The 19,296-nt window shown below is 73.9% G+C and carries 14 protein-coding genes and 1 pseudogene; 8 read left to right on the top strand and 7 right to left on the bottom strand.

Features of this window, described 5'->3' with window-relative positions; all coding sequences use genetic code 11:
• Window positions 1-104: 104 nt before the first annotated feature.
• The 5 genes and pseudogenes from ACFY7E_RS22765 (at window position 105) to ACFY7E_RS22745 (ending at window position 5,688) form a co-directional block, all read left to right on the top strand.
• The gene (locus tag ACFY7E_RS22765; protein WP_389487554.1) at window positions 105-1,136 is read left to right on the top strand and encodes a serine hydrolase domain-containing protein; all 1,032 of its coding nucleotides are present in this window, start codon (window positions 105-107) and stop codon (window positions 1,134-1,136) included.
• Window positions 1,137-1,274: 138 nt separating this feature from the next.
• Window positions 1,275-2,720: a glyceraldehyde-3-phosphate dehydrogenase gene (locus ACFY7E_RS22760; protein WP_389487552.1), complete on the top strand. Its 1,446-nt coding sequence runs from the start codon at window positions 1,275-1,277 to the stop codon at window positions 2,718-2,720.
• Between the two features lie 103 nt (window positions 2,721-2,823).
• A pseudogene (locus tag ACFY7E_RS22755) lies at window positions 2,824-3,638 on the top strand (DUF817 domain-containing protein).
• 217 nt (window positions 3,639-3,855) lie between these two features.
• Window positions 3,856-4,059, top strand: a complete 204-nt coding sequence (locus ACFY7E_RS22750; RefSeq protein ID WP_015031667.1) for a cold-shock protein — start codon at window positions 3,856-3,858, stop codon at window positions 4,057-4,059.
• Window positions 4,060-4,284: 225 nt separating this feature from the next.
• Window positions 4,285-5,688 (top strand): DEAD/DEAH box helicase, encoded by a 1,404-nt coding sequence (locus ACFY7E_RS22745; protein WP_389487549.1) that lies wholly within the window; start codon window positions 4,285-4,287, stop codon window positions 5,686-5,688.
• 60 nt (window positions 5,689-5,748) lie between these two features.
• Here ACFY7E_RS22745 and ACFY7E_RS22740 read toward each other — a convergent pair whose 3' ends face one another.
• The gene (locus ACFY7E_RS22740) at window positions 5,749-6,012 is read right to left on the bottom strand and encodes an FxLYD domain-containing protein (protein WP_389487547.1); all 264 of its coding nucleotides are present in this window, start codon (window positions 6,010-6,012) and stop codon (window positions 5,749-5,751) included.
• 554 nt (window positions 6,013-6,566) lie between these two features.
• On the opposite strand from ACFY7E_RS22740, the gene ACFY7E_RS22735 reads away from it, so the two are divergent.
• Window positions 6,567-7,229 carry an NADPH-dependent F420 reductase gene (locus tag ACFY7E_RS22735; protein WP_389487545.1) on the top strand — a complete coding sequence of 221 codons (663 nt, stop codon included), beginning with the start codon at window positions 6,567-6,569 and terminating at the stop codon, window positions 7,227-7,229.
• Window positions 7,230-7,399: 170 nt separating this feature from the next.
• Complete coding sequence (locus ACFY7E_RS22730; protein ID WP_389487543.1) at window positions 7,400-8,152, top strand: tetratricopeptide repeat protein; 753 nt, start codon at window positions 7,400-7,402, stop codon at window positions 8,150-8,152.
• Here the strand turns inward: ACFY7E_RS22730 and ACFY7E_RS22725 are convergent.
• The 5 genes from ACFY7E_RS22725 to ACFY7E_RS22705 form a co-directional block, all read right to left on the bottom strand.
• Window positions 8,118-10,121, bottom strand: coding sequence for an ABC transporter permease (locus ACFY7E_RS22725; protein WP_389487541.1), 2,004 nt, complete (start codon window positions 10,119-10,121; stop codon window positions 8,118-8,120). The two genes, ACFY7E_RS22730 and ACFY7E_RS22725, sit on opposite strands and share 35 nt — an antisense overlap.
• Window positions 10,122-10,213: 92 nt before the next feature.
• Window positions 10,214-11,044, bottom strand: coding sequence for a molybdate ABC transporter substrate-binding protein (gene modA, locus ACFY7E_RS22720; protein WP_389487539.1), 831 nt, complete (start codon window positions 11,042-11,044; stop codon window positions 10,214-10,216).
• A gap of 321 nt (window positions 11,045-11,365) precedes the next feature.
• On the bottom strand, window positions 11,366-11,968 hold the full coding sequence (locus tag ACFY7E_RS22715; protein WP_389487538.1) for a molybdopterin-dependent oxidoreductase: 603 nt from the start codon (window positions 11,966-11,968) through the stop codon (window positions 11,366-11,368).
• A gap of 147 nt (window positions 11,969-12,115) precedes the next feature.
• Complete coding sequence (locus tag ACFY7E_RS22710) at window positions 12,116-14,899, bottom strand: molybdopterin-dependent oxidoreductase (RefSeq protein WP_389487536.1); 2,784 nt, start codon at window positions 14,897-14,899, stop codon at window positions 12,116-12,118.
• Window positions 14,896-15,729 carry an FAD binding domain-containing protein gene (locus ACFY7E_RS22705; protein ID WP_389487534.1) on the bottom strand — a complete coding sequence of 278 codons (834 nt, stop codon included), beginning with the start codon at window positions 15,727-15,729 and terminating at the stop codon, window positions 14,896-14,898. The genes ACFY7E_RS22710 and ACFY7E_RS22705 overlap by 4 nt, the downstream gene beginning before the upstream one ends.
• Window positions 15,730-15,969: 240 nt before the next feature.
• Between ACFY7E_RS22705 and ACFY7E_RS22700 the strand changes: the two genes are divergently transcribed.
• Window positions 15,970-17,505 carry a PucR family transcriptional regulator gene (locus ACFY7E_RS22700; protein ID WP_389487532.1) on the top strand — a complete coding sequence of 512 codons (1,536 nt, stop codon included), beginning with the start codon at window positions 15,970-15,972 and terminating at the stop codon, window positions 17,503-17,505.
• Window positions 17,506-17,579: 74 nt separating this feature from the next.
• Here ACFY7E_RS22700 and ACFY7E_RS22695 read toward each other — a convergent pair whose 3' ends face one another.
• Complete coding sequence (locus ACFY7E_RS22695; RefSeq protein WP_389487530.1) at window positions 17,580-19,052, bottom strand: hypothetical protein; 1,473 nt, start codon at window positions 19,050-19,052, stop codon at window positions 17,580-17,582.
• Window positions 19,053-19,296 lie beyond the last annotated feature (244 nt).

Below are 19,296 nucleotides of genomic sequence, written 5' to 3'. Positions count from 1 at the left end.
GACGTCCGCCGGAAGGGTGTCTTCCCCTTCGGTGCGGGCATGACTTCGGAGCGCGGTCCTTCGGTGTGCCGGACGGGCCGCCCCGATCCCGTCGGAGGCCCGCCTTGGCACAGCGCACCGACCCCTGCGAGCGACTGCTCGGCGACGCCGTGCGCGCGGGCGTCGCCCCCGGCGCGGCGTGGGCCGCGGGCGACGCCCGCGCCACCCTGTCGGCCGGGGCCGTCGGCGTCCTCGACCCGGCGGACCCCGCCGGACCGACGCGCCCCGACACCCTCTTCGACGTGGCGAGCCTCACCAAGGTCCTCGCCGTCTGGGCCGTGACCGGCACCCTCGTCGACGCCGGCAAGCTCGACCCGTCCGCCCCGCTCGGTTCGTACTGGCCGGAGGCGGCCGGCCGGCCGCTCGCCGGGGTCACGGCCCAGCACCTCCTCACGCACACGGCGGGCCTGCCGCTGCGCGCCAACCTGCGGCACCTGTACGGCTCCGATCCGCAGGACGTGCGGGACGGGGTCCTGTCCGAGCCGCTGCGGCACCGGCCCGGCGAGGCCGTCGCGTACACCGACCGGGCGGCCCTGGTCCTCGGCTACCTCGCCGAGCACCTCACCCGGCAGCCCCTCCCCCGGCTCGCCGGGGACCGGGTCTGGACGCCCCTCGGCATGACGGACACCCGGTACGGGCCGCTGCCCGCCGCCCTCCGCGAGCGGTGCGCGCCGACGGAGTACGACGAGGAGAGCGGCGTCCGGCTCAGGGGCACCGTCCACGACTTCTCGGCACGGCTCCTCGGCGGCGCCTGCGGCATCGCGGGCGTCTTCACCACCGCCGCCGACACCGGCCGCTTCCTGCGGCACCTGCTCGACCCGGTGCCGGGCACCTTCTCCGCCGAGTGGACCGCCGCCTCGCTGCGCGTGCGCACCGACCGCCTCGACCCGCCGCGCGGCCTCTTCTGGCATCCGGCGCCGCACACGGGCCCGGCGGACGACGTCTGGGCGCACTTCGGCTTCACCGGCACGGCCGTCTGGGTCTCCCCCGCCCGGGGACGCTGGGCCGTCCTGCTGACCAACCGGCTCTACCTCACCCGCGACCCCGGACCGCTGGCCCGGGTCAGGGACGCCTTCCGGTCCCTGGTCTTCTCCTGATCCCCCTCCCCCGGTCCTCATCCGGGCGCGGGGCGAGGGGGCGTCACGAAGGGGCCCGTCTCACATCCCGTACCCCTTGATCGATCGAACGGGCCGGGGGTTACCATATGAGCGCCGCCTAGCTCGAAAGATAATCCTGTGACTGTCAATGACGACTCGTTCACCAGCTGGAAGAACCGCGAGGAGATCGCGGAGTCGATGATCCCGATCATCGGGAAGCTGCACCGGGAGCAGGACGTCACCGTCCTCCTCCACAGCCGCTCCCTGGTGAACAAGTCGGTGGTCAGCATTCTCAAGACCCACCGCTTCGCCCGGCAGATAGCCGGCGAGGAGCTGTCGGTCACCGAGACGCTCCCCTTCCTCCAGACGCTCACCACCCTCGACCTGGGCCCGTCCCAGATCGACATCGGCATGCTGGCCGCCGACTACAGGACCGACGACCGCGGTCTGTCGGTGGCGGAGTTCACCGCCGAGGCCGTCGCCGGCGCCACCGGTGAGAACAAGATCGAGCGTCGCGACGGACGCGACGTCGTCCTCTACGGCTTCGGCCGCATCGGTCGCCTCGTCGCCCGCCTCCTCATCGAGAAGGCCGGCTCCGGCAACGGTCTGCGGCTGCGCGCGATCGTGGTCCGCGGCGGGGGCGAGCAGGACCTCGTGAAGCGCGCCTCGCTGCTGCGCCGCGACTCCATCCACGGCCAGTTCCAGGGCACGATCACCGTCGACGAGGCGAACAGCTCCATCGTCGCCAACGGCAACACGATCAAGGTGATCTACGCCAACGACCCCTCCGAGGTCGACTACACGGCGTACGGCATCGAGAACGCCATCCTGATCGACAACACCGGCAAGTGGCGCGACCGCGAGGGCCTCTCCACGCACCTGCGCCCCGGCATCGACAAGGTCGTCCTGACCGCGCCCGGCAAGGGCGACGTGCCGAACATCGTGCACGGCGTCAACCACGACACGGTCAAGCCGGACGAGCGGATCCTGTCCTGCGCCTCCTGCACCACCAACGCGATCGTCCCGCCGCTGAAGGCGATGGACGACGAGTACGGCGTGCTGCGCGGCCACGTGGAGACCGTCCACTCGTTCACCAACGACCAGAACCTCCTGGACAACTACCACAAGGCCGACCGCCGCGGCCGTTCCGCGCCGCTCAACATGGTGATCACCGAGACCGGTGCCGCCTCGGCCGTCGCCAAGGCGCTGCCGGAGCTGAAGGCCCCGATCACCGGCAGCTCGATCCGCGTCCCCGTCCCGGACGTATCGATCGCGATCCTGAGCCTGCGCCTGGGCCGCGAGACCACCCGCGACGAGGTCCTGGAGTACCTGCGCGACGTCTCGCTGCACTCGCCGCTGAAGCGCCAGATCGACTTCACCACGGCCCCCGACGCCGTCTCGATGGACTTCGTGGGCTCGCGCCACGCGTCGATCGTCGACGCCGGCGCGACCAAGGTCGACGGCGACAACGCGATCCTGTACCTGTGGTACGACAACGAGTTCGGCTACTCGTGCCAGGTCATCCGGGTCGTCCAGCACGTCTCCGGCGTGGAGTACCCGACCTTCCCGTCGCCGGCGGTCTGATCCCCCGGCGCCCGGCGGCCGTGCCGCACCCTCCCGGGGGTGCGGCGCGCTCCCGTGTCCGGGCGCCGTGAACCGAACACGCGTCCCCCGCGTCCCTCCCGCCATGGAGAGGCTCGTCCACGGAACACGCCAGCTGCTGCGCTTCGCGGTGCTCGAGGCGCGCTGCTGCGCCTTCGCCGTCGCGCTCGTCGGCGGGATCGCCGCCTCGACGCTGCTGCCGGAACTGCCGGTCGCCCGCTACGACCTGCTCCTCCTGTACGGGACCGGGCTCACGCTCCTCGCGTGGCGGGTCGGCCGGGACACCGGCCGGGACGTCGCCGTGATCGCCGGCTGCCACGCCATCGGCCTGCTCTTCGAGCTGGTCAAGGTGCGGATGGGCTCGTGGAGCTACCCGGAGGACGCCCTGACGAAGTTCGGCGGCGTGCCCTGTACGGCGGGTTCCTGTACGCGGCGGTGGGCAGTTACGTGTGCAGGGCCTGGCGGCTGTTCGACCTGCGGCTCACGGGCTACCGGCCCCGGGTGACGGCGGTCCTCGCCGGAGCCGTGTACGTGAACTTCTTCAGCCACCACTGGCTGCCCGACGCGCGCTGGGCGCTGGCCGCGCTGCTGCTCGTCGCGACGGCGGGCACGCGGGTGCGGTTCCGGGTCGGGGCCCGGGACCACCGGATGCCGCTGGCCCTGTCGTTCGTCCTGATCGGCTTCTTCCTGTGGGTCGCGGAGAACGCGGCCACGTACGTCGGGGCCTGGAGCTACCCGCACCAGCTGCACGGCTGGCAGCCCGTGCCCCTCTCCAAGTTCGGCGCGTGGGCGCTGCTCATCAGCGTCACCTTCGTCCTGGTGGCCGGCGGTGCGCGGGGCGGTGGACGGGAGGCCGGGCGGGGGGCCCGGCGGAAATTCGTTCCCGGCGGCTCCGGGTGAGAAATTCGAGGATTCCGCGCACGGGCGCCGACGACGTGCTACAGTCGATGTCAGTTGCAGTTGTGGTTCCCAAATACTTACAAGTGCCTTCGACGATTCGACGTCGTCAGGCACTTGATTTGTTTTCGGTGCAGTTTCCGGACGGGGCAATCATCACGGCGACTCCGGGTGTCGCACAGTGCGGCTCCCAGGGCTACGCCCCGAAGGAGACAAGACAATGGCCAATGGCACCGTGAAGTGGTTCAACTCGGAAAAGGGCTTCGGCTTCATCGAGCAGGAGGGTGGCGGCCCGGACGTGTTCGCCCACTACTCCAACATCGCCACCTCCGGCTTCCGTGAGCTCCAGGAAGGCCAGAAGGTGACCTTCGACGTCACGCAGGGCCAGAAGGGCCCGCAGGCGGAGAACATCCTCCCCGCCTGACGTTGACACGTCCGACGCGGCCGGTGTCCTCACCCGTGTGGTGAGGGCACCGGCCCGTCGCGTTTTCCGGTTTTCCCACGGCCCGGACGCCGTGCGCCGCTCCCGCGGCACGTCCGGTATCCGCACGCATACGGCATTCGGTACGTCGCGGCGTTCACGGGCCCGCCGCCCGTCGTGAATTCCTCGGAGCGCACCGTTTCGGCGCACCGTTTCCAGGAAGGTCACATGAACAGCACACCCCGTACGGACGACGCCCGGAAGGACGAGTTCGCCGCGTCCCCGACACCCGGCACCGGCTTCGCCGGGTTCGGCCTGCCGGCCGAGGTGCTCCGGGTGCTCGGCCGACTGGGTGTCGACGAGCCGTTCCCGATCCAGGCCGCCACCCTGCCCGACGCCCTCGCGGGCCGCGACGTCCTCGGGCGCGGGCGGACCGGCTCCGGCAAGACGCTCGCCTTCGGCCTTCCGCTGCTCGTCCGGACCGCCGGACGCCGGGCCGAGGCGCGCAGGCCGCTCGCCTTGGTCCTGGTGCCCACACGGGAGCTGGCCCAGCAGGTCACCAACGCGCTCGCCCCGTACGCCACCGCGCTGGGACTGCGGCTGGCGACCGTGGTCGGCGGCCTGTCGATCGGCCGGCAGGCGGGCGCGCTGCGCGACGGGGCCGAGGTCCTGGTCGCGACGCCGGGCCGCCTCATGGACCTCGTGGAGCGCAAGGACTGCCGTCTCGACCGGGTGGCGGTCACGGTCCTCGACGAGGCCGACCAGATGGCCGACCTGGGCTTCATGCCGCAGGTCACCGAACTCCTGGACCAGGTGCGCGCCGAGGGGCAGCGGCTGCTGTTCTCCGCCACGCTCGACCGGAACGTCGACCTGCTCGTCGAGCGCTACCTCACCGACCCGGTCGTCCACTCGGTCGACCCGTCGGCCGCCGCCGTCTCCACGATGGAGCACCACGTGCTCCACGTGCACGGCGCCGACAAGTTCGCCACCGCCACGGAGATCGCCGCCCGCGACGGGCGCGTGATCATGTTCCTGGACACCAAGCACGCCGTGGACCGCTTCACCAAGCACCTCCTCGGCAGCGGCGTACGGGCCGCGGCACTGCACGGCGGCAAGTCCCAGCCGCTGCGGACCCGCACCCTGGACCGCTTCAAGAGCGGTGAGGTGACGGTCCTGGTCGCCACCAACGTGGCGGCGCGCGGCATCCACGTCGACGCGCTCGACCTCGTCGTCAACGTCGACCCGCCGGCCGACGGCAAGGACTACCTCCACCGCGGCGGGCGCACCGCGCGCGCCGGCGAGTCCGGCGTCGTCGTCACCCTGGTCACCCCCGAGGAGAGCCGGGACGTGGCCCGCGTCATGGCGGACGCGGGCATCCGCCCCCGGGTCGCCCGGGTCCGTTCCGGCGAGGCCGAACTGACCCGCATCACCGGCGCCCGGAAGCCCTCGGGCGTCCCGATCGCCGGCAACGCGCCGACCCAGGAGGGCGCCAAGCGCGGCGGCGCGGCCTTCCGCGGCATCGGCACGGTCCCCGGCCGCCCGGGCCGCGCCAAGAACGAGTCCCGCCGCGCCGCCGAGGCCCGCAGGACGGCCGAGGCCCGCCGCGCGGCGAAGATCCGCAAGGGCGGCTGACCCCGCCGGGGGTACCGATATCGGGGCGCTGGTACCGGCGCGCCGATATCGGGACGTCTGTCAGGACGCGTGCCGCGTCACGTCCGTGATGCGGCACGCGATCCCGGACGTGACCCGGTTCGCCCCCTGGGCCCCCACCTTCGCCTCCTGCCCCGGCGCCACGGCACTGGCCGAGACGACCGCCCCGTCCAGCCGCCTGTTCGACGCGTCGACGAACTCGACGTTCACGAAGTAGGTGCCGGCCTTGCCGGAACGGTTGGTGATCAGCAGTTCCGCCCGGGGCCGCTCCGTGGACGGGTCCACCGCGCAGGCCGTGATCTTCACGTCCCCCCTGGGACCTTCCTCCCGCGGTTCCCCCGACCTCACCGGGGACGGCGTGGCCGTGCGCTCCGGCTCGTCGTCCCCGCCCCGGAAGCGAGCGTGACGGCGAGGATCACCACGATCAGGGCGACCACGCCCAGACACGAGAACCCGACGACCTTTCCCGTCCTGCCCCTGCGACGGGGCGGGAGCCCGCCCGGCACGCCGGGCTGTGGCTGCCCCCCAGTTGGATGGCGGTTCCTGATGCGACATGGCGTCAGCATCCGCCCGGCCCTGCGAACACGCATGCGGACTACTCCGTACGCGTGATCGGACAGATCCAGGGCCGGCTCGCGGCGTGTTCCGGCAGGAAAGTCCCCTGGGAAGCCGGGGCCTCCCCCGCGGGTTTCGTGGCGGGTGCCGGGATCTGCCGTACGCGGAAGAAACCTTCGGATCATGGTGTTCTCCCTCAGCGACGGGGGATGCGCGACGCCCGTCGGCACCGCCCCGGACGCGCCCGGGACCCGTTCCCGGGCCGCGCCGGATCCGCCCCCGACCGCGCTCACGGAGGACGTGTCATGAAGATCGGCATCATCGGCGCCGGCAACATCGGCGGCAACCTCACCCGTCGTCTCACGGCCCTCGGCCACGACGTGTCCGTGGCCAACTCCCGCGGGCCCGAGACGCTCACCGCGCTCGCCGAGGAGACCGGCGCCACCCCGGTGCACGCCACCGAGGCCGCCCGCGGCGCCGAACTGGTCGTCGTGACCATCCCGCTGAAGAACGTCCCCGACCTGCCCGACGACGTCCTCGCCGGTGCCGCCGAGGGGTTCGTCCTCCTCGACACCAACAACTACTACCCCCGGGAGCGCGACGGGCGGATCGACGCCATCGAGGACGGGGGCCTGACCGAAAGCCGCTGGACGGAGAAGCAGTTGGGCCACCCGGTGGTCAAGGCGTTCAACGGCACCTACGCCCAGGACATCCTCGACCGGCCGCGCCCGGCCGGCGACCCCGAGCGGATCGCCCTGCCGGTCGCCGGTGACGACGAGGCCGCCAAGGACACCGTCCGCGCCCTGATCGACGAGCTCGGCTTCGACACGGTCGACGCCGGCGGCATCGACGACTCCTGGCGGCAGCAGCCCGACACGCCCGTGTACGGGCTCCGTGCCGGTGTCGAGGCCGTGACCAAGGCCCTCGCCGAGGCCTCCCCCGAGCGCCCCGCCGCCTTCCGGGGCTGAGCGCGCGGCACCTCACCCGGCCCGGAGGACCCGTGTCCCCGGGCCGGGCGGTTCGCGATCCGGACCGCCACGGCGGCTCGACCCTCCGGCAGTTGCGGGGCGGCAGCCGACACCGCCGCCCCGCCCTCGTGCGTCGTCACCCGACACCTCCGCCCCACGTCGACGCGTGAGTGCCCGACACCTGCAACCTCGGGGCGATCCACCACCGGCGGGGGTGGTACGAGGAGGCGCTGGGACACTGCGCCACCGCCCTCTCGCTCGCCGAGAAGAGCGGCCGGCCCCGTCCGGTCGCCGGCAGCCTCTGCTTCGTCGCCGGGGCCCAACTGGCCCTGGGCCGGACGGCGGAGGCCGTCGACACCCACCACGAGGCCCTGTCGGCGCTGACCCTGCACACCAGTACGTGGCTGGAGATGCAGGTCCGCGTGCGGCTCGGCGGCACCTACGCGGCCGCGGGCCGGCACGCCGAGGCCCGGCGGGAGTTCGAGGCCGCCCTCGCCCTGCCCGGGGAACCATCCCCACGAGTACGGCCTGGCCCGCGGGGGCCTGTCGGGCGCGGTGCCGCCGTCCCCGGGGGAAGGCTCCTGACGGCCCGGGACCGTGCGGGCCCCTGCGCGCCGAACACCGCGCGCGGCGCACAGGGCCCGTCCGACCGGTCGATCCGGGGCGGCGAGAGCCACTCCTCCGTCCCGGGACCGGCACGAGCCAGTCAAGCAGCTCCCGGCCCACCGGGGCGATTGGATCCGGACACGGAAAACGGTCCTCCCGCCGGGCACGGGTACGGTGGATCGTCCAAGAGGCCATGGCCCGCTTCGGACTCGCATCTGCCAGGTGAAGGCCTGGAGGGGGCCAGCCGATGCGGTTGTCGGGCGGCGCCCTGCCCCGGGGCGGTCAGAGGGGGACGATCGTGGTCTCGGTGGCCTTGACTCCGGTCCAGACGGGTACGCCGTCGGCGAGGCCGAGTTCGGCGGCGGCCTGCGGGGTGATCTCGGCGACGAGGTCGGGGGTTTCGGCGGAGGTGACCAGGACGCGGAGGCGGCTGCCGCTGGCGGTGATCTCGCGTACGGTGCCGGGCCAGACGTTGCGGGGGCTTCCGGCGGGCTTCTCGCGGTGCAGGGACACCGCCTCGGGCGCGACGATCGCGAGGGCGGGGGTGCCCGGCGGCGGGGGTTCGGCGGCGATCAGGGTGCCGCCGCCGTCGAGGGCGAGGCCGTCGGGGACGGCGGTGCCGGGCCAGGCGTTGCGGCCGAGCATGCGGGCGACCCAGGGGGAACGGGGGTGGCGGGCGACCTCGGCGGGGGTGTCGTCCTGGAGGGCGCGGCCGTCCTGGAGGACCAGGACGCGGTCGGCGAGGGAGACGGCCTCGACCGGGTCGTGGGTGACGACGAGGCAGACGCCGCCGAAGCCGGCGAGGTGGGTGCGCAGGGTGTGGCGGACGTGGGCGCGGGTGGTCTGGTCGAGGGCGGCGAGGGGTTCGTCGAGGACGAGGAGGCGGGGGCGGGCGGCGAGCGCCCGGGCGAGGGCGACCCGCTGGGCCTGGCCGCCGGAGAGCTGCGCCGGTTTCCTGTGCGCCAGGTGGCCGACGCCGAGGCGGTCGAGCCAGGCCTGCGCCTCGCGGCGGGCCTCGGTCCGGGGGACGCCCTGGGCGCGCAGGCCGTAGGCGGTGTTGGCGAGGGCCGACAGGTGCGGGAAGAGCGCGCCGTCCTGCGGCACCCATGCGACGTGGCGGCGGTGCGGGGGCAGCGCGGTGACGTCCTCGTCGCCGAGCCGGAGGTCGGCGTGGGCGCGCGGGGTGAGGCCCAGGAGCGCGCGGAGCAGGGTGGTCTTGCCGGCGCCGTTGGGGCCGACGACGGCGATGGTGGTGCCGGGCCCGGCGTCCAGGACGAGCCGGGTGGAGCCGGTGACGTCGGCGTGCAGGGACCAGCGGTCGTCGGCCGGGGAAGCGGACGGGACGGCGTCGGCCGGTGGTTCCGGCGTGGCCGGTTTCGGCGTGGCCGCCGTCACGGCCGGTCCCTCCGTGACCGGTTCCTCCGTGACCGGCTCCTCCGTGGGGGCGGGGGGGCGCTTCCGGTCCTGCGGGGTGCCGGTCCAGCGTCCGCGCAGGGCGATGAGGACGCCCATGGCGATGGCGAGGAGCAGGAGGGAGACGGAGGTGGCGGCCTCGGGTTCGTCCTGGAGCAGGAGGTAGACCTGGAGCGGAAGGGTCTGGGTCGTCCCGGGCAGGTTTCCGGCGAAGGTGATCGTGGCACCGAACTCGCCGAGGGCCCGCGCCCAGGTGAGCGCCGCGCCCGCGAGGACCCCGGGCGCGACCATCGGCAGCGTGACGGTGAAGAAGACGCGGACCGGTGGGGCGCCGAGGGAGGCCGCCGTCTCCTCGTACCGGGGGCGGAGGCCGCCGAGCGCACCCTCCAGGCTGATGACGAGGAACGGCATGGCGACGAACGTCGCCGCGATCACCGCGCCGGAGGTGTGGAACGGCAGGGTGACGCCGAAGGTGTCCTCCAGCCACGGCCCGAGCAGTCCGCGCCGGCCGAAGGCCAGAAGCAGCGCGACGCCGCCGACGGTCGGCGGCAGCACCATCGGCAGCAGCACGAGGGAGCGGACGACCGCCTTGCCGGGGAACGAGACCCGCGCGAGGAGCCAGGCCAGGGGGACCCCGAGGAGCAGCGAGAGGCCGAGCGCCCAGAAGGAGACCAGGAGCGACAGCTTCAGCGCCTCGACGGTCCCCGGCGTGGTCAGGTGGCCGGTGAGCCCGCCCCACTCGGTCCGTACGAGGATGCCGATCAGGGGGAGCGCCAGGAAGGCCACGGCCGCCAGCGCGGGCAGCACGAGGGCGAGGGGCGGCCGGGAGCTCCCGGAACGCCTCCCGGAGACGCGTGTGCCTGCTCGTTTCATCGATGGTCCCGGAGAGGTGAGGGCGTGGAGCGGAGGGGCCGCCCGGTCCCCCGGCGCGGACGGCCCCTCCCGATCGTGGTCGATCCCGTACGTCACGGCTTCTGGAAGCCGGCGTCCTGGAGGATCTTCTGCCCCTCGGGCGAGGACAGCCAGGCGACGAACGCGGCGGCGGCCTCGGTGTTCTTCGAGTCCTTCAGGGTGGCGGCCGGGTACTGCGCGACGGCGTTCCGGTCGTCGGGGATCTCGACGGCGTCGACCTTGTCCCGCGCGCTCTCCGCGTCCGTCTTGTAGACCAGGCCGGCGTCGGCCTCGCCCAGCTCGACCTTGCTGAGCACGGCGCGCACGTTGGGCTCCTGGGAGACCGGCTCGACCGTGATCTTCTGCTTGTCGAGGATCTGCTTGCTGTACTTGCCCGCCGGGACCTCGGGGGCCGCGAGGACGACCTTGAGCTTGGTGTCCGCGAGGTCCTTCAGGTCGTCGACCTTGTGCGGGTTGCCCTCGCCGGTGGCGATGACGAGCCGGTTCTTCGCGATGACCGCCGGGGTGCCGGTGTCGGCCTTCACCTTGTCCATGCTCTTGGTGTCGGCGGTCACCAGGACGTCGGCGGGCGCCCCCTGCGAGACCTGGGCGACCAGCTCCTGCGAACCGGCGAACGAGAAGGTCAGCTTCGTACCCGGGTGGGACTTCTCGTACGCGGCGCCGGCCGTCTTGAACACGTCGGTCAGGGAGGCGGCGGCGAGCACGGTGAGGTTCGCCGCGGGGGCGCCACTCGCGGAGCCGGAACCGGAGCCGGAGGCGGAGGGAGTGGAGCCGCCGGTGTCCTTCTTGCCGTCGTCGCCCGACGAGCAGGCCGCGAGCGGCACGAGCAGGGCGGCGGTGAGTACGGCGGCGGCGGTGCGGCGTCCGGCGGGGGCGAGGCTCATGGGATCGGAACTCCTTGGAGAGGAACGGAGGATGTGCGGACGGGCCGGTCGCGCCGACGGCCGGGTGTCTCGGGTACTGCGCGGAAGCGTGGTCAGGAGCGGTCGGCGCGCACGCCGGCCGGCCTTGCCCCGTCGGCGTCCGCCCGGCGCCGTGCCGTGTCCGGGCCGGTGCCTGGCAGATGCGCGCCCCGCCCGAGGATGTGGTGTTGCATGTGCGACACCGTAGGGCGTGATCTCTCTCATCTGCAACAAGATCGTGGAACTCTCCATCGCGAATGGGAGGAGCGTGGTAGGAATCGCCGAGAAGTCCCCCCGGTGGTCTCACGCCTCGGACGGGAGGGTCCCGGCGAGCCGGAGCGGGCCGACCCAGATCCCCGTGACGGCGCTGACGTAGCGGGCTCCGCAGCGGTCGGACGGGACGACGAGCTGCGGGCCGTCCCCGTCGAGGTCCCGGTCGTCCATCCGGGTCGCGAGGAGGACGGGGGCGTCGCCGAAGTCGGCGTCGACCTCCGCCCACGCCAGGAGCGCGTGGTGGCCGTCGCCGCCGTCGACGGCGATCAGGAAGCGGGAGCGCTCCTTGCGGCGGGCGGGGTCGAAGCGGGGGTGCGCGACGGTGACGACCTCCCGGAGGAGGGGGCCGGTGAAGGTGTGGCGCTGGGGCCCCGCGGTGGCGCAGTCGAAGACGACCTCGACCCGGTGCTGCTCCCAGCCCCGGCGCAGGTCGGCGACGGTGAGCGTGGCGGGGCGGACCACGTCCCCCCGGAGCGCGAAGGATCCGGCGGGCGGAGGCGTGGGGGCGGGGGCGGGCGCGGGCGCGGGGGCGGCCCCCGGCACGGTCGCGGCTCCGGATTCGATCTCGATCACGATCGCGGGTGCGGTCGTGGCGGCGGGTGTCGGGTGGGGCGCGGTGTTCGGTCGGCTCATCGTCGGTCCCCTCGCGGCGGTCGGTACGGCGGCTGCGCGCAGTGATACCCGACCGAGAGAGTGGAGAATCGTGTCTGCCAAGGAAATTCGCCATATCGTCCCGCACATGTGAGCTTTCTACGAGACGATCCCTCGCCCTTGCCCGGTTCATCGGCCTACGTTCCGCGCCCTCCGGTCGAGGGCGAGCCAGACGCGGTCGCGGGTCACCGGCAGTTCGGTGAAGCGGATGCCCGTGGCGTCCCGCAGGGCGTTGGCGAAGGCGGGGGCGACCGGGTTGAAGGGGCTCTCGCTCATCGACTTGGCCCCGAGGGGCCCGATGGCGTCGGCCGTCTCGGTGAAGTGGACCTCGGTACGGGGCACGTCGGCGTACTGGGGAAGCCGGTAGCGGCGGAACGCGGCCGTGGTGACCTCGCCGCGCTCGTCGACGCGCACGGTCTCGAAGAGGGTGGCGCCGAGGGCCTGCGCGACCCCGCCCTCGACCTGGCCCCGGCACTGCATCGGGTTCACGACCCTGCCGGCGTCGGCCGCGTGGACGCTGCGCAGGACGCGGATCTCCCCGGATCCGGGATCGACGGCGATCCGGAACCACTGCGCGTTGAAGGCCACCGAGCGCGGCGAACCGCCCCAGTGCCCGTCCGCCGCCAGCTCCTCCGCCGCCCCGAGCGCGTGCCCCGCCTCGTACAGCTCCTTCAGCGTCACCGTGCGCCCCGCGCAGTCGACGGACTCGGCTCCGAGCACGCACAGGTGCCGGGCCGTGCCCGTGTGCCGGGCGGCGAGGGTGCGCAGCCGTTCCGCGAGGGAGGTCGCGGCGAGCAGGACGGCCTTGCCGGCGACGACGGTGCCGGCGGAGGCGAAGGCGCCGGTGTCGTGGCGCACGACGTCGGTGTCGGACTGGCGGACGGTGAGCCGGTCCTCGGTGGTGTTCAGGGCGCCCGCGGTGATCTGCTGGTGGACGGTGGTGGTGCCGTTGCCGAACTCGGCCGTGCCGACCGCGATGTCGTACGTGCCGTCCGCCAGGAGGGAGACCCGGGCGTCGGCGTAGTGGCCGCCGGGCGGCCCGGTCGCGATCATCGCCATGCCCGTGCCCTGCCCGACCAGCCAGCCCTCGGGCGCCTCCTCGGCGCTGCGGTCCTCCGCGATCGCCTTCCGCACGACCGAGAGGCACTGGTCGAGTCCGTAGGAGGCGATGTGGAGGTCCTCCTCCTCGCCGATCGGGCTGTGCAGGCCCTCCCCCGGGCCGATGACGTTCCTCTCCCGGAAGACCAGCGGGTCCATGGCGAGGCGGCGGGCGAGTTCGTCCATCACCGACTCGACGGCGAAGGTGACCTGGCCGAGGCCGTAGCCGCGGAAGGCGCCCGCCGGGACGGTGTTGGTGTAGACGGAGTAGGCCTCGACCTTCTTGTGCGGGGCGCGGTAGACGGCGAAGGACTCGCCGACGCTGTGGAACATGACGGCCGGACCGTGGTTGCCGTACGCGCCCGTGTTCGACACCACCCGCATCCGTACGGCGGTGAGGGTGCCGTCCCGGCGGGCGCCGGCCTTGACGCGGATGGTGAACGGGTGGCGGGTGGTGGCGCCGTAGAACTGCTCGGCACGGGTGTACTCCAGCTTCACCGGCCGCCGCAGTCTCAGCGCGGCGAGCGTCACGACGTCCTCGGTGAGCATCTCCTGCTTGCCGCCGAAGCCGCCGCCGACCCGGCCCGCGACCACCCGTACCTCGTCCTCCGGCAGGCCGTACAGCGCGCACAGGGCCCGCCGGGTCAGGAACGGGGTCTGGGTGGAGGAGCGGACGGTGAGCCGTTCGCCCGTGCCGTCCTCCTTCGGCTCGAAGTACGCGACGCAGCCGTGGGTTTCGAGGCTCGCGTGCTGCACCCGCTGGGTGCGGAAGGTCTCCTCGTACACGACGTCCGCCTCGGCGAAGCCGTCCTCGACGCGGCCGATCTCGCCGTGGACCTCGCCCGCGACGTTGTTCTCGACCCGGGCGATGCGCTCCCGCGGTCCCTTGCCCGCGTGGACGACGGGGGCGCCGGGGCGCATCGCCTCCTCGGGGTCGACGACGTAGGGGAGTTCCTCGTACGTCACCTCGATGCGGCGGCAGCCCTCCTCGGCGGCCCCCTCGCTGTCGGCGACGACGGCGGCGACCCGCTGGCCGACGTACCGGACGACGTCGTCCAGGACGCGGGTGTCGTCGGGGTCCTCGGTGGGGTGTTCGTGGCGGGCGCTGGAGTACAGGGTCGCGGGGGCGTCCTCGTGGGTGAGGACGGCGTGCACGCCGGGGACGCGGAGCGCGGCGGCGGTGTCGATCGCGACGATCCGGGCGTGCGGGTGCGGGGAGCGCAGCAGCTTCATGTGGAGCAGGCCGGGGACCTCGACGTCGAAGGTGTAGCGGGCGGTGCCGGTGACGACCCGCGGTCCGGCGGGGGCGCCGACGTTGCGGCCCACCGCCTGTCCCGCGCACGGGCGTTCGGTGTGCTTCACGCCCCGTACGGCGTCCTCGATCGCCCGGTAGCCGGTGCAGCGGCAGATGTTGCCCTTGAAGGCGCGGGGCAGGTCGTCGAGCTTGCCGTCGTCGTGCGGGGTGTCCCGCTCGGCCTCCAGGGCGGCGGTCGTCATGAGGAAGCCGGCCGTGCAGAAGCCGCACTGGTAGCCCTGCGCGTCGAGGAACCTCCGCTGTACGGGGTGGAGTTCGCCGTCCGGGGAGGCGAGCCCCTCGACGGTCGTGACGGTACGGCCCTCCGCGCGCACCGCCGGGTACAGGCAGCTGTGGACCGGCTGCCCGTCGACGTGGACGGTGCAGGCGCCGCAGTCGCCCGCGTCGCACCCCTTCTTCACCCCGAACCAGCCGCACTCGCGGAGGTAGGTGCGCAGGCACTGGCCGGCGCGCGGCTCGGTGTCGGACGGCCTTCCGTTGACGTGGACCTCGAAGCTCATCGGACGCCTTCCTCCGGTGCGGTCAGTTCGCGGCGGACCTCCTCGGCGAGGCGCAGGCCCATGTGCCGGCGCCACTCGGGCAGTCCGTGGATGTCGTCGAACCAGTCCTCGTCCCGTACGGCGGTGTCGATCGCGGTCCGGAGCCCCTCGCGGGTGGGCGGGAGCGGGAACCAGAACCGGAACGGGCGGACGGTGGCGGCGGTCACCGTGACCGTCAGCGAGCCGTCCACCGGGTCGAGCGTCCCGATGACCAGCGCCCCGGACCGGCCGAGCCCGTACAGCGAGGCCTGCCGGAAGGCCGTACGGCACTCCAGGGCCCGTCCGGGCAGCGTCACCGAGCGCAGCAGTTCGCCCTCCGCGAGGTCCTTGACGCCCGCGCCCCGAATGAATTCGGCCACCTTCACCTCGCGCGTGGAGCCGTCCTGCGCCCGGAGGAGACAGCTTCCGTCGAGGGCGGCGGTGAGCGAGATCACCGGTCCGGCCGGAAGGCCGTTGCACAGGTTCCCGCCGACGGTGGCCATGTTCCAGATCTTGAAGGAGGCGAGGAAGGCCCGGCAGCACTGTTCGAAGAGCGGCGCCGCGGGGGCGTCGAGGAAACGCCGTCCGAAACGGGACAGTTGGGTGATCGTGCAGGTCGCCGCGATCTCCAGCGAGCCGTCCGGCCGGCGCGTGAGCGGTTCCCAGCCCGTCCGGCTCAGGTCGACGAGGCGGCGCAGGTGCGGCTGGGGCTCGGAGAACAGATAGGTCCCGCCTCCCAGCCAGGCGTCCCCCGGGCGCCAGGGCTCGCGCAGGCGTGCGTCCCTCACGTCCGTGACCGTGTGCAGATCCATCCCGCCCCCGCCTTCCGACCGGTGTCCTCCGACCGATTCCTTCAGGCCAGTGAAGCCCGGCGGGGGCGTGCGGCACGACTGGACGCGCACCCGGAAAACGCCCCTCTCCCGTCCGCCGGCCCTGGAGGATCGACCAGGAGCTGTTCTCGGCCCGGACCCGGGCATCTACGATGCAGCGACTCGTATTCGCCTCGTGAATGCGAGGGCGGGGTTCTCCCGCGACCGCGCAAGGAGCCCCGTATGCACGTCGACCACCTCCTCCGACTCGACCGTCTCGACCTCTCCCTCGTCTGGGGCGACGAGGCGCTGCTCGGTCAGGAGATCGCCGGGGTGACCGCGACCGACCTGGAGGACCCGGAGCGCTTCCTCCAGCAGGGCGAGATCGTGCTGAGCGGACTCGTGTGGTGGAGCCGGGACGGCGCGCCGGCCAAGACGGACCGCTTCGTGTCGGCCCTGCGCCGGGCGGGGGCCGTGGCGCTGCTCGCCGGCGAGGAGACGCACGGGCACGTGCCGCGCGAGCTCGTCGACGCGTGCCGGCGGCACCGCGTCGCCCTCGTCGCCGTGCCGCCGCACACCAGCTTCCGGGCCGTCACCGAAGCCGTCTACCTGCGCCAGTGGGGCGAGCTCAGCCGGCACCCCGCCGCCGGCCACCACGCCCTGCCGGAGAACGTCCGTCTGGACCTCGACCGCGCCCTGGAGAGCGGCGCGACGACCGGCGAGCTGCTCGACCGGGCCTTCGCCCACCTCGGCACGCCCGCCTGCCACCTGCTCACCGCCGCCGGGCGGACCGTGGCCCGCACCGGCGGGGCGGCGGACCTGCCCGCCCGGGAGGCGGCGGAGGTCCTGCGCGGCGGGCGGGGCACGACGCTGCGCGTCGAGGCCGAGGGCACGGACTTCGACACCTGGCACCTGCACCTGCCGGAGGAGGGGCGGGTGCCGCCGCGGGTCCTCCAGGAGATATCCGAACTCCTCGGCCGGCACCGGCGCCGCCGGGACCGGCACCGGGCGGCGCGCGATGCCGCTTCCGCCCGGCTCGTGGAGGCCGTCGGCGCCCTGCGCGCCGACACCGACCGTCTGCGGAGCGCGCTGGCCTCCTGCGGCCTGGCGGACCGGGCCGCCCTCACGGTGGCCGTCGCGGTCCTGGAGCCGGACGGGAACGCCGGTGCCGACGGCGTCGCGGCGCTCGCCGAGGCGCTCGGTCACCTGCCGTCCGCCGCGTTCGCCGTCGCCCGGGGCGCCGACGGCGAGGCGGTGGCCGTCCTCGCCCACGGGGAGGACGCGGCGGACGAGGTGGCGAAGCGGCTGCGCGAGGTGTGGCCGCTGATCCGGGCCTGTCGGCCGGAGAGCACGTGGCGGGTCGGTCTGAGCATGCCCGTCACCGCTCCCACGTCGCTGAACACCGCGCTCGCGCAGGCCCGTTACGCCCTCGCGGCGGCCCCCGCCGTGCCACCGCCGTTCTCGCCGGTCGCCGGGCTCCGCGACCTCGGCGGGCTGGCCCTACTCCTCGCCGGCGTCCCCGCCGACGTGCGGGAGGTCTATCGCACGACGGTCCTCGGCCCCCTCCTCGGCGCCGGGCGGGGGTCGGGCGCCATGCTCCTGGAGACCCTGGAGGCCTTCCTGGCGCACGACTGCTCCTGGACGAGGACGGCCGAGGCCCTGCACATCCACGTCAACACGGTCCACTACCGCGTCGAGCGCATCGAGACCCTCACCGGCCGGGACCTGTCCCGGCTGGACGACCGGGCGGACCTGCGCGCCGCCCTCCTCTGCCGCTGACCCGGCCGGGACGATCCGGCGCCTCGCCGGACGGGTGCGGACCGGCGGTACGTCCGGGCGTGTGCCGACGGCTCTCAGCCCGCGGTGATCCGCAGGACGCCGGTGACCGTGCCCTGGAGGTAGGAGCCGTCCGGGGCGACGGTGCCGGCCATCTGGAGCGTGTCGTACAGGGATCCGACGCCGACCTGCTTGGAGCGGGTGACGCGGCCGGTCTCCGGGTCGATCTGGACGTAGCGGTACGGGTCGAGGACGCCCGTGCCCCTGGTGCCGGGGATCAGCGGGTCGCGCAGGACGGTGTGCAGGGTGTTCGTCGCGGTGGACAGCTTCGGGACGGCCGCCGAGCGCAGGGTGTTGTCCCAGACCGTGGCGCAGCCGGTGCCGTCGGGGCGGACGTCCACCCGGGTCAGGCCGCCGGCGAAGTCGGCGGAGGAGGGCACGGAGGGGCCCGCGCCGTCGGGGAGCGCCGGGTACGGGTAGCCGTAGGTGCCGGCGACGAAGACGCTGCTGCCCGCGCCGACGGGCGAGTTCTCGCTGCCGGGGCCGGCGGCGGCCTGGAGGACGGGGATCGAGCAGATCTCGCCGCCGTCGGCGGTGCGGTACACCTTGAGGCGGACGGTGGTGTCGGCGTTGTCCACGATCGCGACGTAGTCGGTGCCGGTCCTCGGGCCGAGGAAGGTCGGGGTGGAGCCGCTGCCCCAGCTCAGCAGGCCCGGTTTGCGGGCCCGGCCCCGGTCGTACGCCTGCCGCCAGACGATCCCCGGCGTGCCGTCGGCGCCCGCGGTGAGCAGGTAGGTGGCGTGGGTGCTGGTGACGGCGGTGCCCTCGGGGGCGGTGGAGATGCTGTTGGCGACGCGCTCGCCGGCCGGGAGCCGCAGGGTGCCGATCCGCCCGGTCCGGTCGTCGGCGAGGCCGACCACGCCGTTGCCGGTGGCGAACCAGACGCGCCCCTGCCAGTCCGGCGAGAGGCCGGTGACCGCGTCGTCGGCGGGGACGGCGGAGGCGAGGGAGAGGCTGCGGTCGACGGAGAGGCGCCAGGTGCCGGCGGCGTCCTTGCGGTGGGCGACGCGCAGGAGGCTGCGGCTGCCGTCCACGACGACGAGCCGGTCCTCGTTGTCGAGGTAGGCGTAGACGCCGCCGAGGAGCGAGCCCTTGGTGAGCTGGAGGGTGGCGAGGGAGGAGCCGTCGGCCGGGTTCAGCAGGTGGACGGTCGGGACCTGGCCGAAGATCGGGGTGCACAGCACGACCGGGTGGCCGTCGGAGCCGACGAGGACGGTGGGGCAGGCGGAGGCGAGCGCCACCCGCTTCGAGGCCAGGGCGCCCGCGCCGGGGCCCGCCAGCGGGGTGGTGTCCGAGGAGCCGGTGTCCCCGTGCATGGTGGCGGTCCCGTCGGGGCCCGCGTACGGGTTGTGCGGCGGCACGGGGGCGAAGCTCCCCGGAGTGGGCGCCGCTCCGGCGGGGACGGCGGTGGCCGCGAGGGCGAGGGCGGAGAACAGCGCGGCGGCCAGGGGCCTGCGGCGGGCGCGGGGGCGTGCGGACGGGACGGCCATGACGAGGACGGGATCCTTCCGGAAGGAAGCGGAGAACGGGGGCGGAGAACGGGAGCCGGGTGCCTGCGGGCGCGGGAAAGCCCGTACGTACGGGCTTGCGGGCGCCCGCGGGCACGGGGAAGCCCGTACGGGCGGAGTGGTGCGTACAGGCAGGTCGGCGGGCACGGCCGGGCGGCCCCCTCGGCCGGCGCTCCCGGGATCGCCGGGAGCGGGAGGAGGAAGGGACCGGTGGGGCAGGAGGGAC

The sequence above is a fragment of the Streptomyces sp. NPDC012825 genome (assembly GCF_042900925.1).
In the GTDB taxonomy this organism is placed as follows: Bacteria; Actinomycetota; Actinomycetes; order Streptomycetales; family Streptomycetaceae; genus Streptomyces.
The sequence above is the reverse complement of the archived record's forward strand: the minus strand, read 5'-3'. Positions and strand labels throughout refer to the sequence as shown.

Coding starts and splice junctions, on each gene's coding strand:
- ACFY7E_RS22705 (WP_389487534.1), bottom strand. CDS start 15,729: ATGGATCTGCACACGGTCACGGACGTGAGGGACGCACGCCTGCGCGAG.
- ACFY7E_RS22700 (WP_389487532.1), top strand. CDS start 15,970: ATGCACGTCGACCACCTCCTCCGACTCGACCGTCTCGACCTCTCCCTC.
- ACFY7E_RS22735 (WP_389487545.1), top strand. CDS start 6,567: ATGAAGATCGGCATCATCGGCGCCGGCAACATCGGCGGCAACCTCACC.
- ACFY7E_RS22750 (WP_015031667.1), top strand. CDS start 3,856: ATGGCCAATGGCACCGTGAAGTGGTTCAACTCGGAAAAGGGCTTCGGC.
- ACFY7E_RS22725 (WP_389487541.1), bottom strand. CDS start 10,121: ATGAAACGAGCAGGCACACGCGTCTCCGGGAGGCGTTCCGGGAGCTCC.
- ACFY7E_RS22745 (WP_389487549.1), top strand. CDS start 4,285: ATGAACAGCACACCCCGTACGGACGACGCCCGGAAGGACGAGTTCGCC.
- ACFY7E_RS22710 (WP_389487536.1), bottom strand. CDS start 14,899: ATGAGCTTCGAGGTCCACGTCAACGGAAGGCCGTCCGACACCGAGCCG.
- ACFY7E_RS22715 (WP_389487538.1), bottom strand. CDS start 11,968: ATGAGCCGACCGAACACCGCGCCCCACCCGACACCCGCCGCCACGACC.
- ACFY7E_RS22695 (WP_389487530.1), bottom strand. CDS start 19,052: ATGGCCGTCCCGTCCGCACGCCCCCGCGCCCGCCGCAGGCCCCTGGCC.
- modA (WP_389487539.1), bottom strand. CDS start 11,044: ATGAGCCTCGCCCCCGCCGGACGCCGCACCGCCGCCGCCGTACTCACC.